Origin of the sequence: Streptomyces gottesmaniae (genome assembly GCF_031845845.1) — a bacterium.
GTDB lineage: Bacteria > Actinomycetota > Actinomycetes > Streptomycetales > Streptomycetaceae > Streptomyces > Streptomyces akebiae.
Map to the genome: position 1 here is coordinate 1 of NZ_JAVRFJ010000077.1, position 15,400 is coordinate 15,400.

Below are 15,400 nucleotides of genomic sequence, written 5' to 3' on the forward strand. Positions count from 1 at the left end.
CCCCCGTTCCCCCCGTTCCCCCGTTCCTGTGCTCCCTTGCTTCCCCGTCGGTTCCCCCGTGCCCCTGTTTCCCCCGTGGGGCTCTTCCCCCGTCGAGGCCCGCCGCCCCCCTGCCGGCGGGCCTCGTGTGACGAGAATGTGCCCTGCCCCAGGGGTGGTTGAAGCCCTCAAGCACGGTTTCAGAGGTTGATTTGAGGGTTCCGTAGACGCTCTACGCAGCCTTGCGTAGGCAGAGGGCCGCGACGGCTGCCGGTGACCGGCGTGTCGGACCCTGATCGTCCTTCGGCCCGCCGCTCTCGAAGCTCTTCCCGTGACGTGCCCCAGGAGGAGTGACGCTGACGGGTCGGACCGCGGCGGCCGCGGCGGCACCGGACCCGTGTCCCTCACGTCGAGACGCGGGCCGGGGCCTTCACCACCGCACTGGCGCGCATCGCCGCCGCGGTCCGTGCCCTGCCCGCGCGTGTCCGACGCGCACCCCTCATCCGGGTCGGTCGGAAACGGTCGCGGGCGGTGCGTCCGGTGGCGGGTGGGTGTCCACCAGGGACCGGACGCCGATCAGGGATGGAAGGGGATGGAAGGGGATGGAAGAACTCGATCGCCGGGGCGGGGTGGACGGCACACCCGTCGGCGAGGGGCGGAGCTTCACGCACCGTCGAGAGTCGTACGAACATCGAGAGGGGTACGCCGACGTCCCTGAGGAAGTCGGCGTACCCGGGACGGCGGTTCCGGCCCGCGGCGGCACCTGGGCGCGACAGGACAGATGTCGGCGCCACCGCGGACCGGAAGTTCGGTGAGGTGTCGCCTCAGACCTGGGCGCCGGAAAGGCGTTCCACGGCCCGCAGCAGGGCCGAGTGGTCGAGGCCGCCGTCGCCCTGGGCGCGCAGCGAGGCGACCAGCTGGGCCACCACGGCGCCGACCGGCAGGGCGGCGCCCACGGTGCGGGCGGCGTCGGTGACGATGCCCATGTCCTTGTGGTGCAGGTCGACGCGGAAGCCAGGCCCGAAGTCCCGGTTCAGGAAGTTGTCCTTCTTGCGGGTCAGCACGGTGGACCCCGCGAGCCCGCCGTTCAGGACGTCGAGGGCCGCCTTCAGGTCGACGCCCGACTTCTCCAGGAAGACCACGGCCTCGGCGCACGCCTGGATGTTCACGGCCACGATCAGCTGGTTCGCGGCCTTCACGGTCTGCCCCGCGCCGTGCGGACCGCACAGCACGATGGTCCTGCCGAGCGCCTCGAAGAGCGGCTCGGCCTCGTCGAAGTCGGACTGCTCGCCGCCGACCATGATGGACAGCACGGCCTCGACGGCGCCCGCCTCACCACCGGAGACCGGGGCGTCGAGCACCCGGATGCCCTTGTCCTTCGCGGCCTTCGCCAGATCGACGGAGGTCTGCGGCGTGATGGACGACATGTCGATCAGCAGGGCGCCGGGCCGGGCGTTGGCCAGGATGCCGTCGGGGCCGTACGCGACGGCCTCGACCTGCGGGGAGGCGGGCACCATCGTGATGACGACATCGGCGTCGCGCACCGCCTCGGCGACGGAGGCCGCCGCCGTCCCGCCGGCCGCGGTCAGCCGGTCCAGCTTGTCCTGCTCCAGGGTGTGGCCGGTGACGTCGTAACCCGCCTTGATCAGATTCTCGGACATGGGGGAGCCCATGATGCCGAGACCTATCCACGCGACCTTGGGGAGATTGCTCATGGTGAGGGTGCCTCTCTGGCTGCTCTGCTGCGGCGGTGGGGTCGGGCCCTCAACGGGCCGCGCGTGCCGTGCGGGCTTCGCGGGGGAGCCACGCGAAGGCCTCGGCGCTCGTCCGGTCGCCCGGCTTGTACTCCAGGCCGACGAGGCCCTCGTAACCGGCCTTGCCCAACTGGTCGAGGAGGTCCTCCAGCGGGACGGTCCCGGTGCCGGGGGCGCCGCGGCCGGGATTGTCGGCGATCTGCACATGCCCCGTGCTGCCGGCGTGGTCGGCGATCACCTGCGGCAGGTCCTCGCCGTTCATGGACAGGTGGTAGAGGTCCATCAGGAAGCGCGCGTTGCCGAGGCCCGAGGCCTCGTTGACCCTGTCGACGACGCCGACGGCGGTCGGGGCGGACACCAGGGGGTAGAGCGGTGACTCCACCTTGTTCAGGGCCTCGATCAGCAGGACCGCGCCGATCCGGTCGGCGGCCCGCGCGGCCAGGACCAGGTGGTGCAGGGCCAGGTCGTCCTGCTCGGCCGGGTCCACACCGGCGACGCGGTTGCCGTACAGGGCGTTGAGCGCCCCGCAGCCGACGGACTCGGCGAACTCCGCGACCACGTCGACGTTGGCGCGGAAGCGCTCCGACTCCGCACCCGGGATCGACAGCGCGCCCCGGTCCGGTCCCGGCAGCACTCCCGAGTAGAAGTTGAGTCCGGTCAGCCGCACGCCCGCGTCCTCGAACGAGCCCCGTAGGGCGTCGAGTTCGGAACGAGGAGGCGTGGGGGAGTCGACCCAGGGCCACCACAGCTCGGCCGCGGTGAAGCCGGCCGCGGCGGCGGCCGCGGGGCGCTCCAGGAGCGGGAGTTCCGTGAAGAGGATCGACAGGTTGACGGTGTAGCGCTGCTCCGCGAATCCCATGGGGCCTCGGACGCTCCCTTCCGTGCACTTTCCGGGTTGCCGTCTGCGATATTCCATATAGTGGAAATTGATTTCTGCTTAATGGAAGACTGCCGCCGCGGGTCGGAGCTTGTCAAGAGGTCTCGGTGGAAAACGGCGCCGCGCGTTAGGTTGTGCCCGTGCGATTGAGAGTGGAGTTCACGACCGAGCCCTTCGACCTCGACGAGGCCCCGGCGCACGCGCTCGTGGCGCGGGAGGTCGTCGAGGCCGCCGACCTGGACGCGGTCGACGTCGGCCCGTTCGGCAACACGGCGGAAGGGGGAGCCGATGCCGTGCTCACGGCCGTGGACGCCCTGCTCCGCCGGACCCTGGAGTCCGGCGCCACTCGGATCTCGCTCCAGGTCAACGTGATCGGGGAGGGCGGCGAGTGACCGGCACCGGCACCGGCGACGAGCGCTTCGTCGCGGCCGTCAAGCCGCTGGTCGACGCCATGGGCGGACTCATGCTGCCGCCGGACGAGGCCGGCCCCGACGACGTCGTCCTGTCCTGGGAGGGTGCCGACGTCGTCGCCGTGCGGCTGCCGCAGCTCGCCGAGTCGCTGGATCACATCCTGGCCGCGATGGAGCGCCAGCGGGGCAGGCCGCTCGCCGACCTCGACCGCAAGGCCAAGCAGGAGGTCGTACGGGTGCTGGAGACGCGCGGCGCCTTCTCCGTGCGCCATGGCGTGGAGACCGTCGCGAGCGCCCTCGGCGTCAGCCGCTTCACTGTGTACAACTACCTCAACCGCGAGAAAGAGGCCTGACGGGCGCCTCGGTCCCGCCGGGAGGCACGGTGGGCGCGGCTGTGGCGATCTCGCCGTAACCGCGATTTTTCAACAAACTGTTGACGCGATGTCGTCGTGGGGCGTTAGCTTGCCGTAGCCAGTCCAGCACCACGGCGACGGAGGCTCCCGTGACTTCGCGTTCCTCGACACCGGGCCTCGCCCGTTTCAACGCCCTGGAGGAGCACGCGGCCACCGCCGCGCTCCATGAGGTGTGCGCCTCGGCGGCATGGGGGCGCCGCCTGCTCGCCTACCGCCCCTACGCCACCGCCGAGGACCTCTTCGTCGCCAGTGACGCCGCCATGGCCGAGCTGAGCGAGGAGGATCTGGCGGAGGCGATGGCCGGGCACCCCCCGATCGGCCGCCCCGCGCCGGGCGATCCGACCTCCGCCCGTGAGCAGCGCGGCATGGCCGGAGTCTCCGACGAGCTCAAGGCGGAGATGCTCGAACTGAACCTGGCCTACCAGGCGAAGTTCGGTCATGTGTTCCTGATCTGCGCCACCGGCCGGACCGGCGAGCAGATGCGCGACGCGGTCCGGGACCGGATCGGCAACGCGCCGGAGCGGGAACGCGAGATCGTCCGCACCGAACTGGGCAAGATCAACCGCATCCGCCTGGCCCGGCTCGTCGACGTCGAAGAGGAAGCCCGCACATGAGCACCAGCACGACCGCCTCGGTGTCCACGCACATCCTGGACACCTCCGTCGGCCGTCCCGCCGCGGGCGTCGCCGTCCGTGTCTCCGCCCGCTCCGGGCGAGAAGCCCCCTGGCAGGCGCTCGGCGGCTCGGCGACCGACGCCGACGGCCGCTGCAAGGACCTCCCGGCCCTGCCGGAGGGCACCACCCACGTACGACTCGACTTCGAGGTCGAGCCGTACCTCGCACAGACCGCCGCACAGACCGTGAAGCAGCAAGCCGATGCGCAGCAGGACGCCCCCGCGAACCGGGACAGCGGTGCCGTGTTCTTCCCCGAGGTCGTGATCACCTTCACCGTGACGCCCGGCGAGCACTACCACGTACCGCTGCTGCTCAACCCGTTCGGCTACTCCGTTTACCGAGGGAGCTAGCTATGCCCATCCTTGGACCGAACCAGTACGGCAAGGCCGAGAACCGCGTCGTACGCATCACGCGGGACGGCGCCACCCACCACATCAAGGACCTCAACGTCTCGGTGTCGCTGAGCGGCGACATGGACGAGGTCCACCTCTCGGGCTCGAACGCGAACGTCCTGCCGACGGACACCACCAAGAACACGGTGTACGCCTTCGCCAAGGAGTACGGCATCGACTCCGCCGAGCAGTTCGGCATCCACCTCGCCCGGCACTTCGTGACCTCCCAGCCCGCCATCCACCGGGCCCGCATCCGCGTCGAGCAGTACGCCTGGGACCGCATCGAGCACGCAGGCGAGGGCGCGCACTCCTTCGTCCGCGCGGGCCAGGAGACCCGGCTGGCGCAGATCACCTACGACGGCTCGTCGTGGGAGGTCGTCTCCGGCCTCAAGGACCTCACGGTCATGAACTCGACCGACTCCGAGTTCTGGGGCTTCGTCAAGGACAAGTACACGACCCTGCCCGAGGCGCACGACCGCATCCTCGCCACCGAGGTCTCCGGCCGCTGGCGCTTCAACTGGACCGACGACGAGCAGCCGGCTCCCGACTGGGAGGCCTCCTACGAGCAGGTGAAGAAGCACCTGCTCCAGGCCTTCGCCGAGACGTACTCCCTCTCGCTGCAGCAGACCCTGTACCAGATGGGCGCGCGGATCATCGACAACCGCGAGGAGATAGACGAGGTCCGCTTCTCCCTGCCGAACAAGCACCACTTCCTGGTGGACCTGGCCCCGTTCGGCCTGAAGAACGACACCGCCGACGGAGCCGTGTACTTCGCCGCCGACCGCCCCTACGGCCTGATCGAGGCCACCGTCCTGCGGGACGGCCGCGAAGCGAGGATCCCGGCGGACCTCACCAACCTCTGAGAGACCTCGGAACCCACCTCTGAGAGACCCTCAGAAGACCTCTGAAGGACGAACCATGGCAGCAACCCAGCGTCTCGTCATCGAGAACGCGGCGATCGCGACCGTGGACGCGCGGGACACCGAGTACGCGTCCGGTCATGTGGTCGTGGCGGACAACGTCATCGAATCGGTCGGGGAGGGCCGCGCCCCCGAGGGCCTGACGGACGTCGTACGCCGGATCGACGCCACCGGCCACCTGGTCACCCCCGGCCTGGTCAACACCCACCACCACTTCTACCAGTGGATCACCCGGGGCCTCGCCACCGACCACAACCTCTTCGACTGGCTCGTCGCGCTCTACCCGACCTGGGCGCGCATCGACGAGCGCATGACGTACGCGGCGGCCCAGGGCTCGCTCGGCATGATGGCCCGCGGCGGCGTGACCACGGCCATGGACCACCACTACGTCTTCCCGAAGGGCTCCGGCGACCTGTCGGGCTCGATCATCCGGGCGGCGCGCGAGACGGGCGTCCGCTTCACGCTCGCCCGTGGCTCGATGGACCGCAGCGAGAAGGACGGCGGCCTCCCGCCGGACTTCGCGGTCGAGACTCTGGAGGGCGCGCTCGCCGCCACCGAGGAGACGGTGAAGCGGCACCACGACGCCTCCTTCGGCGCGATGACCCAGGTCGCCGTCGCCCCCTGCTCGCCGTTCTCGGTCTCCACCGAACTGCTGCGCGAGGGAGCCGAGTTGGCCCGTCGCCTCGGGGTGCGGCTGCACACCCACGGCTCGGAGACGGTGGAGGAGGAGAAGTTCTGCCACGAGCTGTTCGGCATGGGCCCGACCGACTACTTCGAGTCCACGGGCTGGCTCGGCGAGGACGTGTGGATGGCCCACTGCGTCCACATGAACGACTCCGACATCGACGCCTTCGCCCGTACGAGGACGGGCGTCGCCCACTGCCCCTCGTCCAACGCCCGGCTGGCGGCGGGCATCGCCCGGGTCCCGGACATGCTGGCGGCCGGCGTCCCGGTCGGCCTCGGCGTCGACGGCACGGCGTCCAACGAGTCCGGCGAACTCCACACCGAACTGCGCAACGCCCTCCTCGTCAACCGCCTCGGCGCCCACCGCGAGGCCGCCCTCAACGCCCGCCAAGCCCTCCGGCTCGGCACGTTCGGCGGTGCCCAGGTCCTGGGCAGGGCGCAGGAGATCGGCTCCCTGGAGCCCGGCAAGCTCGCCGACCTGGTCCTCTGGAAGCTCGACACACTGGCGCACGCGTCGATCGCCGACCCGGTGGCCGCACTGGTTCTCGGCGCGGCGGCCCCGGTGACGGCGTCGTTCGTGAACGGCCGGCAGATCGTGGAGAACGGTCGCCTGCTCCATGTCGACGAGGACGCCATCGCCCGCTCGACGCGGGAAGAGGCACGGCGGCTGGCGCGGATCGCCGCCGAGGCCTGACCCACTGGACTCTGGTCGAGGGGGACGGCCCTCGACCAGAGCCGTGGACCTCGGTGAGGCTCACGGCAGCCGTCTCCGGGGCGCGGACGGATGTGCGCGCCCCGGAACGGTGTCAGGTCGGCCGACCGAGTGACTGCCGCCGTACGCCCGCCGATCCGCCGATCCGCCGATCCGTCAGGAGAGTGCTGTGAGCCGGTCCCGGACCCGTGTCGCGACCGTGTACGTGTCCCCGGTCGGCTCGGTCGCGAGCGTCCCCGGGTTCCGCGCCCAGCGGTCCTCCAGGGCGAACCAGTCGATCTTCGCCGGGGCTCGGCCCGCGTCCAGCGCGGCCCTCAGCTCCTCGAAGTACGTCGACCAGCGCAGCCGGTACAGTCCGCCGACCAGCCCCGCCCACTCCCGGTTGGCGTAGTCCCGCAGTCCGGCGTCAGCGCCCTCCCGCGTCCCCCACACGGTCAGCAGCGAGAGGTTGTCGTACGCCAACTGGTCACGCTCGGCGGCGTTCGCGCCCCAGGAGCGGGCCTCCGCCACCCAACGGCCCAGCAGATGACGGGAGTCGGTGGCCACCAGCTCGTCCAGCAGGTCCATGAGCGAGAGCCAGTCCCCGCTCGACTTCGCGAACCGCGCGGCGTCCTCGGCGTCGTACGCAGCCTTGATCTGCGGCAGCATCACCCGGCTGCGGTTGGCGAGCGCCTGACGGGCCACGTCGAGGAGATCGCGGCGGTACGCCGACGTGGCCCGCAACTCCGGTCGCACCCGCAGCAGCTCGTCCAGCGCGGGCTCGAACTCCGCCGCGCTGTAACGGAGTTGCTTCGGCGACCAGCGGCCGGCCCGTACGACGTTCAACGCCGGCCGGGCACCGAACAGGCCGTCGGCGCCCTCGCTCCAGGAGTCCGCGCGGGTAGTGCCGTACGCGGTGCGACGCAGGATGTCCCAGGCGGCCGCGGCGTGCGGATCCACGGCGCCGTAGCGGGCGTGCGCCCACTCGGCGAACCAAGTCTTCAGGTCCAACTCACCCTCGCGCCAGGCGAGTTCGGAGAACAGGGCGAAAGCGGCCGGGTTGTTGTCGGCGGCCTCCGGCATCAGGGCGATGCCGTGCAGCCTGCTGCCCGCCTTGGTGCGCCACTTCTCGTACAGGGCGGCCCAGTCGGGGGTGTTGGCGCCGAGCGCGGTGTGCCCGCCGAAGTTCCAGATCGAACCGAAGGCGTAGGGGGTGTCGCCCCAGTCGGCCTCGCGGTCGGTGACTGTGGGGAAGCGGTCGGAGAGACCGTCGACGACGAGCATGCGCTCCTTGTCGACGGCGTCGACGATCGCGCGCGGCGGGTTGTGCTGCCAGCCGAGGATCACCCAGGTGGCCCCCGGACGAGCCCGCTGCAGCGCCCGCTCCACGCCCTTGGCCGCGTCGGCGACGGGCACGTCCCCCGGATCGCCGCCCTCGTGCAGCAGATCCATCTTGTACAGCGTCGACGCGCCGAACATCTCGTCCTGCACCCGGTAGAAGGCCGCCGCCACCCGGGCGAACTCGTCCCCGCGCGGGTCCAGCCAGTCGGGTCGCGCGAAGCCCATCCACTCGCCCTGCGGCACGGTCCGCGCCCCCGGGACCCGCTCCGCGAAGCCCGGCGGGACGGTCCCGAAGTAGCCGGGGAACACCGGCGTCATCCCCAGCTCGCGCACCCGGTCGGCGATGCGGCGGCCCAGTACGGCCCGCGCGTCCAGGAGCTGCCGGGAGACCGGGGAGGGGAAGGCGGACAGGTTCTGCAGCAGCCACCACGGCTGGTGGGCGGGGCCGGGCACCCAGGCCCGCAGCTCCTCCTCTCCGTACCCGAACTCCTGGAACACCCGGTGGTACAGCGCGTCCGCGCCCGCGTAGACGAGGACCTCGTTGTAGCCGTGCAGCGCCAGCACGTCCAGCTCGCGCTCCCAGTACCGCCAGTCCAGGTACGCGCCCGTGTAGCCGTCGTTGGTGTCGTTGAGGGCGAAGCGGTGGACGACGTTCGCCCGGCGGCTGACCGTCCCGTCGAGGCCGGGGAGCTCGCGCGGCAGAAGGTCCGTCTGCTCGCCCGCCCAGTTGATCTCGGCGTACGCCACATGCCTCAAGTACCAGTTCAGGCCGGTGAGTTGCGTGGCCGGTGTGTCGCCGGCGACGGTGATGCGCCCGGTGCTCCCCGAGACGCGGAAGGTGTCCTTCTCCTTGCCCTCCGTGAAGGTGATCTGCCGCCAGTGGTCCGGCAGCAGCCTTCTGGTCGCCACCGAGGCCGTGCGCAGGGCGTTGTCGGTGCGGGGCGCGTCGTCCGAGGGGACGGCGCGGGCCGAGGTGCAGGCGGCCGCGGAACCGGCGGCGAACGCGGTGAGCAGGGCACGGCGGGCGAGCGGCATGGTGTCTCCGGGGATGCGGTGGGGGGTACGCCGTGGGAGGAATACCCGGCGACACCCCACTTGTGCGCGGACACGCGGCCACACGGGGGAGAACCCGGCGTGAACGGCTCCTTCCTACGTCAATATGAGTAGATTTCCCGGTTCGGGAACCGCTCCCCGCGCTCGACACGTTGTCGGGAAACAGGGATTTATCCGAATGATCGCTTCGCGTCCGGTGGGGGCCGGTACCGACGGATAGAACCGGTAGGTCCGGTTGTGGCCGTTCGCGGAGCCGGGGGACAGAACGGGGACACACATGGTGCATCGACACCATCGCGAGACCTACTACGTCGTCAACGAGGGTCGGATCCTGGAGTTCGAGAAGGGGGCGGCGGTCGCGCGCGTGCCGAGCGCGACCGAGCAGCAGATGGCCTTCCGCTTCTCCCGGTTCGGCGAGAAGGGAGTCCAGCTCGACGAGGCACTGCTCGGCAAGCTGGCCGTGGCCATGACCACGGGCACCGGCGGCGCCGACCCCGACTCGGGGGAGCCCGGGGCGTCGGTCCCGGCCGGGTTCACGTATCTCGGTCAGTTCGTCGACCACGACCTGACCCTGGACCGCACCCAGGTGGGGCTGGGTGAGCCGGTTCCGGTCGAGGATCTGGTGCAGGGGCGCAGCCCCGCCCTCGACCTCGACTCCCTCTACGGCATGGGCCCGCACCACGCGGGCAGTGCCCGCTTCTACGAGTCCGACGGCCGCCTGAGGACGGGCACGACGCTCGGGGTGCCCTTCCCGCCCGAGTCGACGTCCAACATCGACCACGAGGGCTTCGACCTGCCGCGGGCCGGCGAGGCGGCCGGCGGCACCCAGGCCGACAAGCGCGCCCCGCTCATCCCGGACGCGCGCAACGACGAGAACCTCGCGGTCGGCCAGCTCCACCTGGCGTTCATCCGCTTCCACAACCGGGTCGTCGACCTGCTCGCCGAGCGCGGAGTGCCCGAGCACCGGCTGTTCCAGGCGGCCCGGGACATCGTCGTGAAGCACTACCAGTGGGTGCTGCGCACCGACTTCCTGCCGCGCATCGTCGACCCGGACATCGTCGAGCGGGTCTTCACCCGGGGGCGCAAGCACTTCGAGCGGCCCGGGTACGTCCGCCCCGGCGACTTCCCGACGATGCCCATCGAGTTCTCGGTGGCCGCCTACCGCCTCGGGCACAGCATGGTCCGCGGGGCCTACCAGTGGAACAGCGTGTTCCGCGCGGGCGGACCCGGCCCGATCGCCTCGCTCGGCCTGCTGTTCCGGTTCAGCGGCACGGCGGGCAACCTCACGCCGGGCCCGGACGACCTGAGTGACCTCGACGACCCGAACTCCGGGGAGAACCTGCGGCTGCCGAGCAACTGGATCGTCGACTTCCGGCGGCTGTTCGACTTCGGCGAGATCGGGCGTGACGACCTCGTCGTGCCCGAGCGCGAGTTCAACGTGGCCAAGCGGCTGGACACCCTGCTCGTCGACCCCCTGTCCACGCTGCCCACCGGCACCTTCGACGGTCGCGGCCGCCCGGCCCCGCCGCCGATCCAGCGCAACCTCGCGTTCCGCAACCTGGTGCGGGCCGCGATGGTGGAGCTGGCCACCGGGCCCCAACTGGCCGCCCAGATGGGGTTCAAGCCCCTGACGGAGGACCAGATCCTGCGGGGCGACGGCGGAGCCGTGCTGGAGGGCCTCACCGACGCCGAGCGCGCACAGGTCGTGGAGCACACCCCGCTGTGGTTCTACGTGCTGCGCGAGGCCGAGGTGAACGAGGCACGCCCGGGCAGCCTCACCGGTGTCGGCGGCACCCTCGTCGCGGAGGTCTTCCACCGGGCGATGGAGGGCAGCCGACGGTCGATCGTGAAGCACCCGGGCTGGCGCCCGAGCCTCCCGTCCCACCGGAAGGGCAGGTTCACCATGGCGGACCTGCTGCTCTTCGCCTTCGAGAACGACCCGGAGCTGCTGAACCCGCTGGGCTGAGCGGTGCGGCCGTCCGGTGCGGACCGGAAGCCGTGACACGACCCCGCTGTCCGGACCGTGGGCCCACGCCCGCCGTCCGGACAGCGGGGGGCCGCCGCCAGGATGCTCACCGGCCGGCAACTCACCGCCCTGCCCGGTGCGGCGGTTCCGACAGGGCCCAGCCCTTCCGATGGATCTCCGCGGCGTCCACGGAGATCCATCAGAAGCGCCCTAGGCCCGCCTCGGCGACGCCAGCAGATACCGCTCCCGCGTACGGGGATCGGTGTGCTCGCCCACCTGCCAGCCCGCCGCCTCCAGCGTCGCCGAGCAGGCCCGCAGCGCCTCCGCGTCGGGCTCCCGTACGGCGACGGCCTCGGGCTGGGGCGTGGCCCGTACGCGGTAACCCCCGCCCGTCGGCGCCGCGGCCCCCGCACCCGCCGTATCGGCTCCGGCGGGTCGGTGGCCAGCGGCCTCCAACGCCAGTGCGGCGGCCTGCACCAGATGCGTGCGCTCCCAGGCGCACGGCCGGTCCGTGGCGCCGCCGGTGTTGGTCATCCTGCGCAGCTCCAGAAGTCCCTGCCAGGCGCTGTGGACCTCCCGTGAACGAGCGGGTCCGGTGGCGGCGGCCTCCTCCCCGCCGATCCGCGCGGCGAAGACACCGGTCGAGGTGGTCGAGGCGGTCGAGCTGGTCGCGGTGTCCGTCCGGGCCGTCCCCCGGGGAGCCGTCTGCGCGGCCGCGGCCGCCGCGGTCTCCCGCACGCGATGCCCGGCCGGGGTGAGGAAGTGGTCGTGCGGCGGGCGCGGATGCCGGAAGGCCAGCCCACGCTTCACCAGGGCCGCGAGCTGGTGCTCCGTACCCGTCAGGCGCCCGGTCACGGGCTCGGCGGCGTCGATGATCCGTCGCTGGGCGGCGGTCGGCGGTCGTGTCACGGCACCCTCCCTCACCAGAACCGGCCATGGGTCCCTCACCCGGACCGGCCAGGGGTCCCTCACCCCGACCGGCTGTGGGCCGACCCACTCGAAGGCTACGAGGGGGGTCTGACATTCCACCCCGCGACGACCGGACGCCCGTGCTCCGTACCGAGCCGGCAGACCGTGCCCGTGGCCAGCTGGAACAGCGCGCCGGCGGAGGCGGGCAACCCGAGGTAGCGAGCGGTGAGGACGCGCAGGAAGTGCCCGTGGGCCACGAGCACCACGCATCCCTCGTTGTTCGCCAGTGCCGCGTGCGTCTTCGCCAGGACGCGGTCGGCCCGCGCGCCGACCTCTTCCGGGCTCTCCCCGGGGTGCTCCGGCGGTCCCGGTGCGACGCCGTCCGTGAACAGGAACCAGTCCGGCCGGGTGCGATGGATCTCGACGGTCGTGACGCCCTCGTATCCGCCGTAGTCCCATTCGACGAGGTCCGCGTCGACGCGGACCCCGTGCAGCCCGGCCAGGTCGGCCGTCTCCCGGGCACGCTTGAGCGGGCTCACGAACACGGCCCCGACGCGGTGCGAGCCGAGCAGCGGGGCGAGGCCGCGGGCCTGCTCGCGGCCGCGGTCCGTCAGCGAGATGTCGGTCCAGCTGGTGTGCTGCCCGGACATCGACCACTCGGTCTCACCGTGCCGCACGAGGAGAAGATCACCCATGCCTCACAGGGTACGAGCCCACCGCTCCAACTCCCGGAACTCCACCTCCCGCAGACCCCTGCGCGGATCGATCCGCATGAGCAGCGCCGCGGTGTCGTGGTGCTCGGCCACATGCCGTACGTCGAGGTCGGTGATCATGTCGTCGACCCAGACGAACGGCCGTCCCGCCGCCCACTCCAGGACCCGCCGGGTCTTCCAGTACAGCCCGTCCGGGTCCTCGGCGAAGAGGTTTGCGAACTCTATGACCGGCAGTTCGCGGGGCAGCCCGATCGCCGGGCCGATCATCTCGTTGGCCTCGTGCATCCACGTCGTCGCCCACGCCAGTTCGTACGGCAGCGCGAGCAGCCGCTCGCCGTGCGCCGGATTGAGCCGGATCCGCAGGCCCCGACGCAGCCGCCGGGAGCCCGGTTTCTGCCGGGAGGACCAGTTGGCCGGACGCACCCGGTGGGTCACATAGCCGCGAGGACGCCACCATCGGGCGCCGAAGGGGTTGAGGGGGCCGTCGACGTCGAGGAGGAGCAGCGGACGCTCAGTCATGGGGAAGGGCTACCCATGCGGGGTGCGTGCCGATGCCCGGACGGCCGTGTACGCCGACGGCGTGCTCCGCGTACGCGGGGGTGCCGGGACCGCTGCCGACCACCCCCGGTACCCGCCGCCGGCTACTGCCGGTACCCGCTCAGGAAGCGGCCGATCCGGCTGATGGCCGCGTCCAGGTCGTCGGCGTGGGGGAGGGTGAGGATGCGGAAGTGGTCGGGTGTCGGCCAGTTGAAGCCCGTGCCCTGGACGACCTGGATCTTCTCGCGGAGGAGGAGGTCCAGCACGAACTTCTCGTCGTCGTGGATCCGGTGGACCTTGGGGTCGAGCCGGGGGAAGGCGTACAGGGCGCCCTTGGGCTTCACACAGGAGACGCCGGGGATCTCGTTCAGCTTCTCCCACGCCACGTTGCGCTGCTCGTGGAGGCGGCCGCCCGGGGTGGTGAGGTCGGTGATCGACTGGCGGCCCCCGAGCGCGGCCTGGATGGCGTACTGCGCGGGCGCGTTGGCGCACAGCCGCATGGAGGCCAGCATCGTCAGGCCCTCCAGGTAGTTGCGGGCGTGCTGCTTGGGACCGGTGACGACCAGCCAGCCGGAGCGGAAGCCCGCGACGCGGTATGTCTTGGACAGCCCGCAGAAGGTGAGGACGACGAGGTCGGGGGCGAGCGCGGCGGCCGAGTGGTGGACGGCGTCGTCGTAGAGGATCTGGTCGTAGATCTCGTCGGCGAAGACCATCAGGCCGTGGCGGCGGGCGAGGTCGAGGATGCCCTCGATGATCTCCTTGGGGTAGACCGCGCCGGTGGGGTTGTTCGGGTTGATGATGACGACCGCCCGGGTGCGGTCGGTGATCTTCGACGCCATGTCGTCGAGGTCCGGGTACCAGTCGGCCTGCTCGTCGCAGAGGTAGTGGACCGCCTTGCCGCCGGCGAGGGTGGTCACCGCCGTCCAGAGGGGGAAGTCGGGGGCGGGGATCAGGATCTCGTCGCCGTCCTCGATCAGCGCCTGTACGGCCATGGAGACCAGCTCGGAGACGCCGTTGCCGAGGAAGACGTCGTCCACGTCGACGTCGAGGCCCCGCTCCTGGTAGCGCTGGGCGACCGCGCGGCGGGCCGAGAGGACACCGCGCGAGTCCGTGTAGCCGTGGGCCTGCGGGAGCATCCGGATCATGTCCTGGATGATCTCCTCGGGCGCCTCGAAGCCGAAGAGCGCGGGGTTGCCGGTGTTGAGGCGCAGGACGCTGTGGCCCGCCTCCTCCAGTGCGTTGGCGTGCTCGATCACGGGGCCGCGGATCTCGTAACAGACCTCGCTGAGCTTGCTCGACTGCCGGAACTCCATGCGCTTTCGCCCTCCGGTTCGTTGTGTTGCTTGGTTTTACCAAGTAGGCGCTTGGAAAGTCCAACGACATGTCTAGACTGCGTCCCATGTCACCTCGCCGAAGCTACGACCAGTACTGCTCCGCCGCCCGCGCGCTCGACCTCGTCGGTGACCGCTGGACCCTGCTGATCGTGCGCGAACTGCTGGCCGGGCCGCGCCGCTACACGGATCTGCACGCGGATCTGCCGGGCGTCAGCACGGACGTGCTCGCCTCGCGGCTGAAGGACATGGAGCGGGACGGGGTGACCACACGGCGTCGGCTGCCGCCGCCGGGAGCGGCCTACGTGTACGAACTCACCGATCACGGGCGGCGGTTGCTGCCGGTACTGCAGGCGCTGGGCACGTGGGGCGAGTCGGTGCTCGGGGAGCGCCGGGCCACGGACGCGGTACGGGCGCACTGGTTCGCGTTGCCGCTGCTGCGGGGGCTGGGCGAGGGAAGTGCCGGCCTGGTCGAAGTCCGGTTGGAGGAAGGGGCGTTCCACGTGTGGGCGGGCGCCGAGGAGGGGCCGGTGTACGGGGAGGGGCCCGCGCCCGGGGAGGCGGACGTACGGCTGACCCTCGACGCGGACACCTGCGGTGCGCTCGGGCGGGGGGAGTTGGGGCTGAGGGACGCGGTGCGGGCGGGGTCGGTCGAGGTGGCGGGGGAGGGGGCGCTTGCCAAGGAGTTGCGGGAGGGGTGAGGGAGGGGGGCGTGGAGCGTCGTTGTCGGCTGCGGGTGGGTGGGGCGTCTCGCGC

General features: G+C 71.4%; 15 protein-coding genes. 8 read left to right on the forward strand and 7 right to left on the reverse strand.

The genetic code is table 11. The features are described from left to right. Window positions 1-803: 803 nt before the first annotated feature. Both RM704_RS44020 and RM704_RS44025 read right to left on the reverse strand, forming a co-directional pair. Window positions 804-1,694: a 2-hydroxy-3-oxopropionate reductase gene (locus RM704_RS44020; protein WP_033529930.1), complete on the reverse strand. Its 891-nt coding sequence runs from the start codon at window positions 1,692-1,694 to the stop codon at window positions 804-806. A gap of 49 nt (window positions 1,695-1,743) precedes the next feature. Next, complete coding sequence (locus tag RM704_RS44025) at window positions 1,744-2,592, reverse strand: TIM barrel protein (protein WP_033529929.1); 849 nt, start codon at window positions 2,590-2,592, stop codon at window positions 1,744-1,746. A gap of 158 nt (window positions 2,593-2,750) precedes the next feature. Here RM704_RS44025 and RM704_RS44030 point away from each other — a divergent pair, with 158 nt between their 5' ends. From RM704_RS44030 to RM704_RS44055, 6 genes are all read left to right on the forward strand, one after another. Continuing rightward, window positions 2,751-3,002, forward strand: coding sequence for a YkoF family thiamine-binding protein (locus RM704_RS44030; RefSeq protein WP_033530035.1), 252 nt, complete (start codon window positions 2,751-2,753; stop codon window positions 3,000-3,002). A gap of 59 nt (window positions 3,003-3,061) precedes the next feature. Beyond that, window positions 3,062-3,373 (forward strand): helix-turn-helix domain-containing protein, encoded by a 312-nt coding sequence (locus tag RM704_RS44035; RefSeq protein ID WP_052146286.1) that lies wholly within the window; start codon window positions 3,062-3,064, stop codon window positions 3,371-3,373. A 149-nt stretch (window positions 3,374-3,522) separates the two neighbouring features. Beyond that, window positions 3,523-4,047, forward strand: coding sequence for a 2-oxo-4-hydroxy-4-carboxy-5-ureidoimidazoline decarboxylase (uraD, locus tag RM704_RS44040; protein ID WP_033529927.1), 525 nt, complete (start codon window positions 3,523-3,525; stop codon window positions 4,045-4,047). Continuing rightward, complete coding sequence (gene uraH, locus RM704_RS44045; protein ID WP_033529926.1) at window positions 4,044-4,457, forward strand: hydroxyisourate hydrolase; 414 nt, start codon at window positions 4,044-4,046, stop codon at window positions 4,455-4,457. The genes uraD and uraH overlap by 4 nt, the downstream gene beginning before the upstream one ends. A 2-nt stretch (window positions 4,458-4,459) precedes the next feature. Further along, window positions 4,460-5,362 carry a factor-independent urate hydroxylase gene (gene pucL / locus RM704_RS44050; protein WP_033529925.1) on the forward strand — a complete coding sequence of 301 codons (903 nt, stop codon included), beginning with the start codon at window positions 4,460-4,462 and terminating at the stop codon, window positions 5,360-5,362. 55 nt (window positions 5,363-5,417) lie between these two features. Further along, the gene (locus RM704_RS44055; RefSeq protein WP_033529924.1) at window positions 5,418-6,797 is read left to right on the forward strand and encodes an 8-oxoguanine deaminase; all 1,380 of its coding nucleotides are present in this window, start codon (window positions 5,418-5,420) and stop codon (window positions 6,795-6,797) included. Window positions 6,798-6,971: 174 nt separating this feature from the next. On the opposite strand, the gene RM704_RS44060 is transcribed toward RM704_RS44055, so the two are convergent. Next, a complete protein-coding gene (locus RM704_RS44060) occupies window positions 6,972-9,170 on the reverse strand; it encodes an alpha-N-acetylglucosaminidase (RefSeq protein ID WP_033529923.1) in 2,199 nt (732 codons plus the stop codon). A 295-nt stretch (window positions 9,171-9,465) separates the two neighbouring features. Between RM704_RS44060 and RM704_RS44065 the strand changes: the two genes are divergently transcribed. Beyond that, window positions 9,466-11,154 (forward strand): peroxidase family protein, encoded by a 1,689-nt coding sequence (locus tag RM704_RS44065; RefSeq protein ID WP_033529922.1) that lies wholly within the window; start codon window positions 9,466-9,468, stop codon window positions 11,152-11,154. Between the two features lie 210 nt (window positions 11,155-11,364). Here the strand turns inward: RM704_RS44065 and RM704_RS44070 are convergent, their stop codons facing one another. The 4 genes from RM704_RS44070 to RM704_RS44085 all read right to left on the reverse strand — a co-directional run bounded on the left by RM704_RS44070 (window position 11,365) and on the right by RM704_RS44085 (window position 14,626). Beyond that, complete coding sequence (locus RM704_RS44070; RefSeq protein WP_033529921.1) at window positions 11,365-12,063, reverse strand: hypothetical protein; 699 nt, start codon at window positions 12,061-12,063, stop codon at window positions 11,365-11,367. A gap of 95 nt (window positions 12,064-12,158) precedes the next feature. Further along, window positions 12,159-12,758: a histidine phosphatase family protein gene (locus RM704_RS44075; RefSeq protein ID WP_033529920.1), complete on the reverse strand. Its 600-nt coding sequence runs from the start codon at window positions 12,756-12,758 to the stop codon at window positions 12,159-12,161. Window positions 12,759-12,761: 3 nt separating this feature from the next. After that, window positions 12,762-13,295 carry an HAD domain-containing protein gene (locus RM704_RS44080; RefSeq protein WP_033529919.1) on the reverse strand — a complete coding sequence of 178 codons (534 nt, stop codon included), beginning with the start codon at window positions 13,293-13,295 and terminating at the stop codon, window positions 12,762-12,764. 122 nt (window positions 13,296-13,417) lie between these two features. Next, window positions 13,418-14,626 carry a pyridoxal phosphate-dependent aminotransferase gene (locus RM704_RS44085; RefSeq protein ID WP_033529918.1) on the reverse strand — a complete coding sequence of 403 codons (1,209 nt, stop codon included), beginning with the start codon at window positions 14,624-14,626 and terminating at the stop codon, window positions 13,418-13,420. A gap of 86 nt (window positions 14,627-14,712) precedes the next feature. On the opposite strand from RM704_RS44085, the gene RM704_RS44090 reads away from it, so the two are divergent. Then, entirely contained in the window at window positions 14,713-15,345 is a 633-nt protein-coding gene (locus RM704_RS44090; protein WP_033529917.1) for a winged helix-turn-helix transcriptional regulator, read from the forward strand. The last annotated feature ends 55 nt before the right edge of the window (window positions 15,346-15,400 follow it).

Bases quoted from the DNA above. Each gene is read 5' to 3' on its own strand.
- RM704_RS44065 (WP_033529922.1), top strand. From the start codon at position 9,466: ATGGTGCATCGACACCATCGCGAGACCTACTACGTCGTCAACGAGGGT.
- RM704_RS44080 (WP_033529919.1), bottom strand. From the start codon at position 13,295: ATGACTGAGCGTCCGCTGCTCCTCCTCGACGTCGACGGCCCCCTCAAC.
- RM704_RS44085 (WP_033529918.1), bottom strand. From the start codon at position 14,626: ATGGAGTTCCGGCAGTCGAGCAAGCTCAGCGAGGTCTGTTACGAGATC.
- RM704_RS44090 (WP_033529917.1), top strand. From the start codon at position 14,713: ATGTCACCTCGCCGAAGCTACGACCAGTACTGCTCCGCCGCCCGCGCG.
- RM704_RS44060 (WP_033529923.1), bottom strand. From the start codon at position 9,170: ATGCCGCTCGCCCGCCGTGCCCTGCTCACCGCGTTCGCCGCCGGTTCC.
- pucL (WP_033529925.1), top strand. From the start codon at position 4,460: ATGCCCATCCTTGGACCGAACCAGTACGGCAAGGCCGAGAACCGCGTC.
- uraH (WP_033529926.1), top strand. From the start codon at position 4,044: ATGAGCACCAGCACGACCGCCTCGGTGTCCACGCACATCCTGGACACC.
- RM704_RS44075 (WP_033529920.1), bottom strand. From the start codon at position 12,758: ATGGGTGATCTTCTCCTCGTGCGGCACGGTGAGACCGAGTGGTCGATG.
- RM704_RS44035 (WP_052146286.1), top strand. From the start codon at position 3,062: ATGGGCGGACTCATGCTGCCGCCGGACGAGGCCGGCCCCGACGACGTC.
- RM704_RS44055 (WP_033529924.1), top strand. From the start codon at position 5,418: ATGGCAGCAACCCAGCGTCTCGTCATCGAGAACGCGGCGATCGCGACC.
- RM704_RS44020 (WP_033529930.1), bottom strand. From the start codon at position 1,694: ATGAGCAATCTCCCCAAGGTCGCGTGGATAGGTCTCGGCATCATGGGC.
- RM704_RS44025 (WP_033529929.1), bottom strand. From the start codon at position 2,592: ATGGGATTCGCGGAGCAGCGCTACACCGTCAACCTGTCGATCCTCTTC.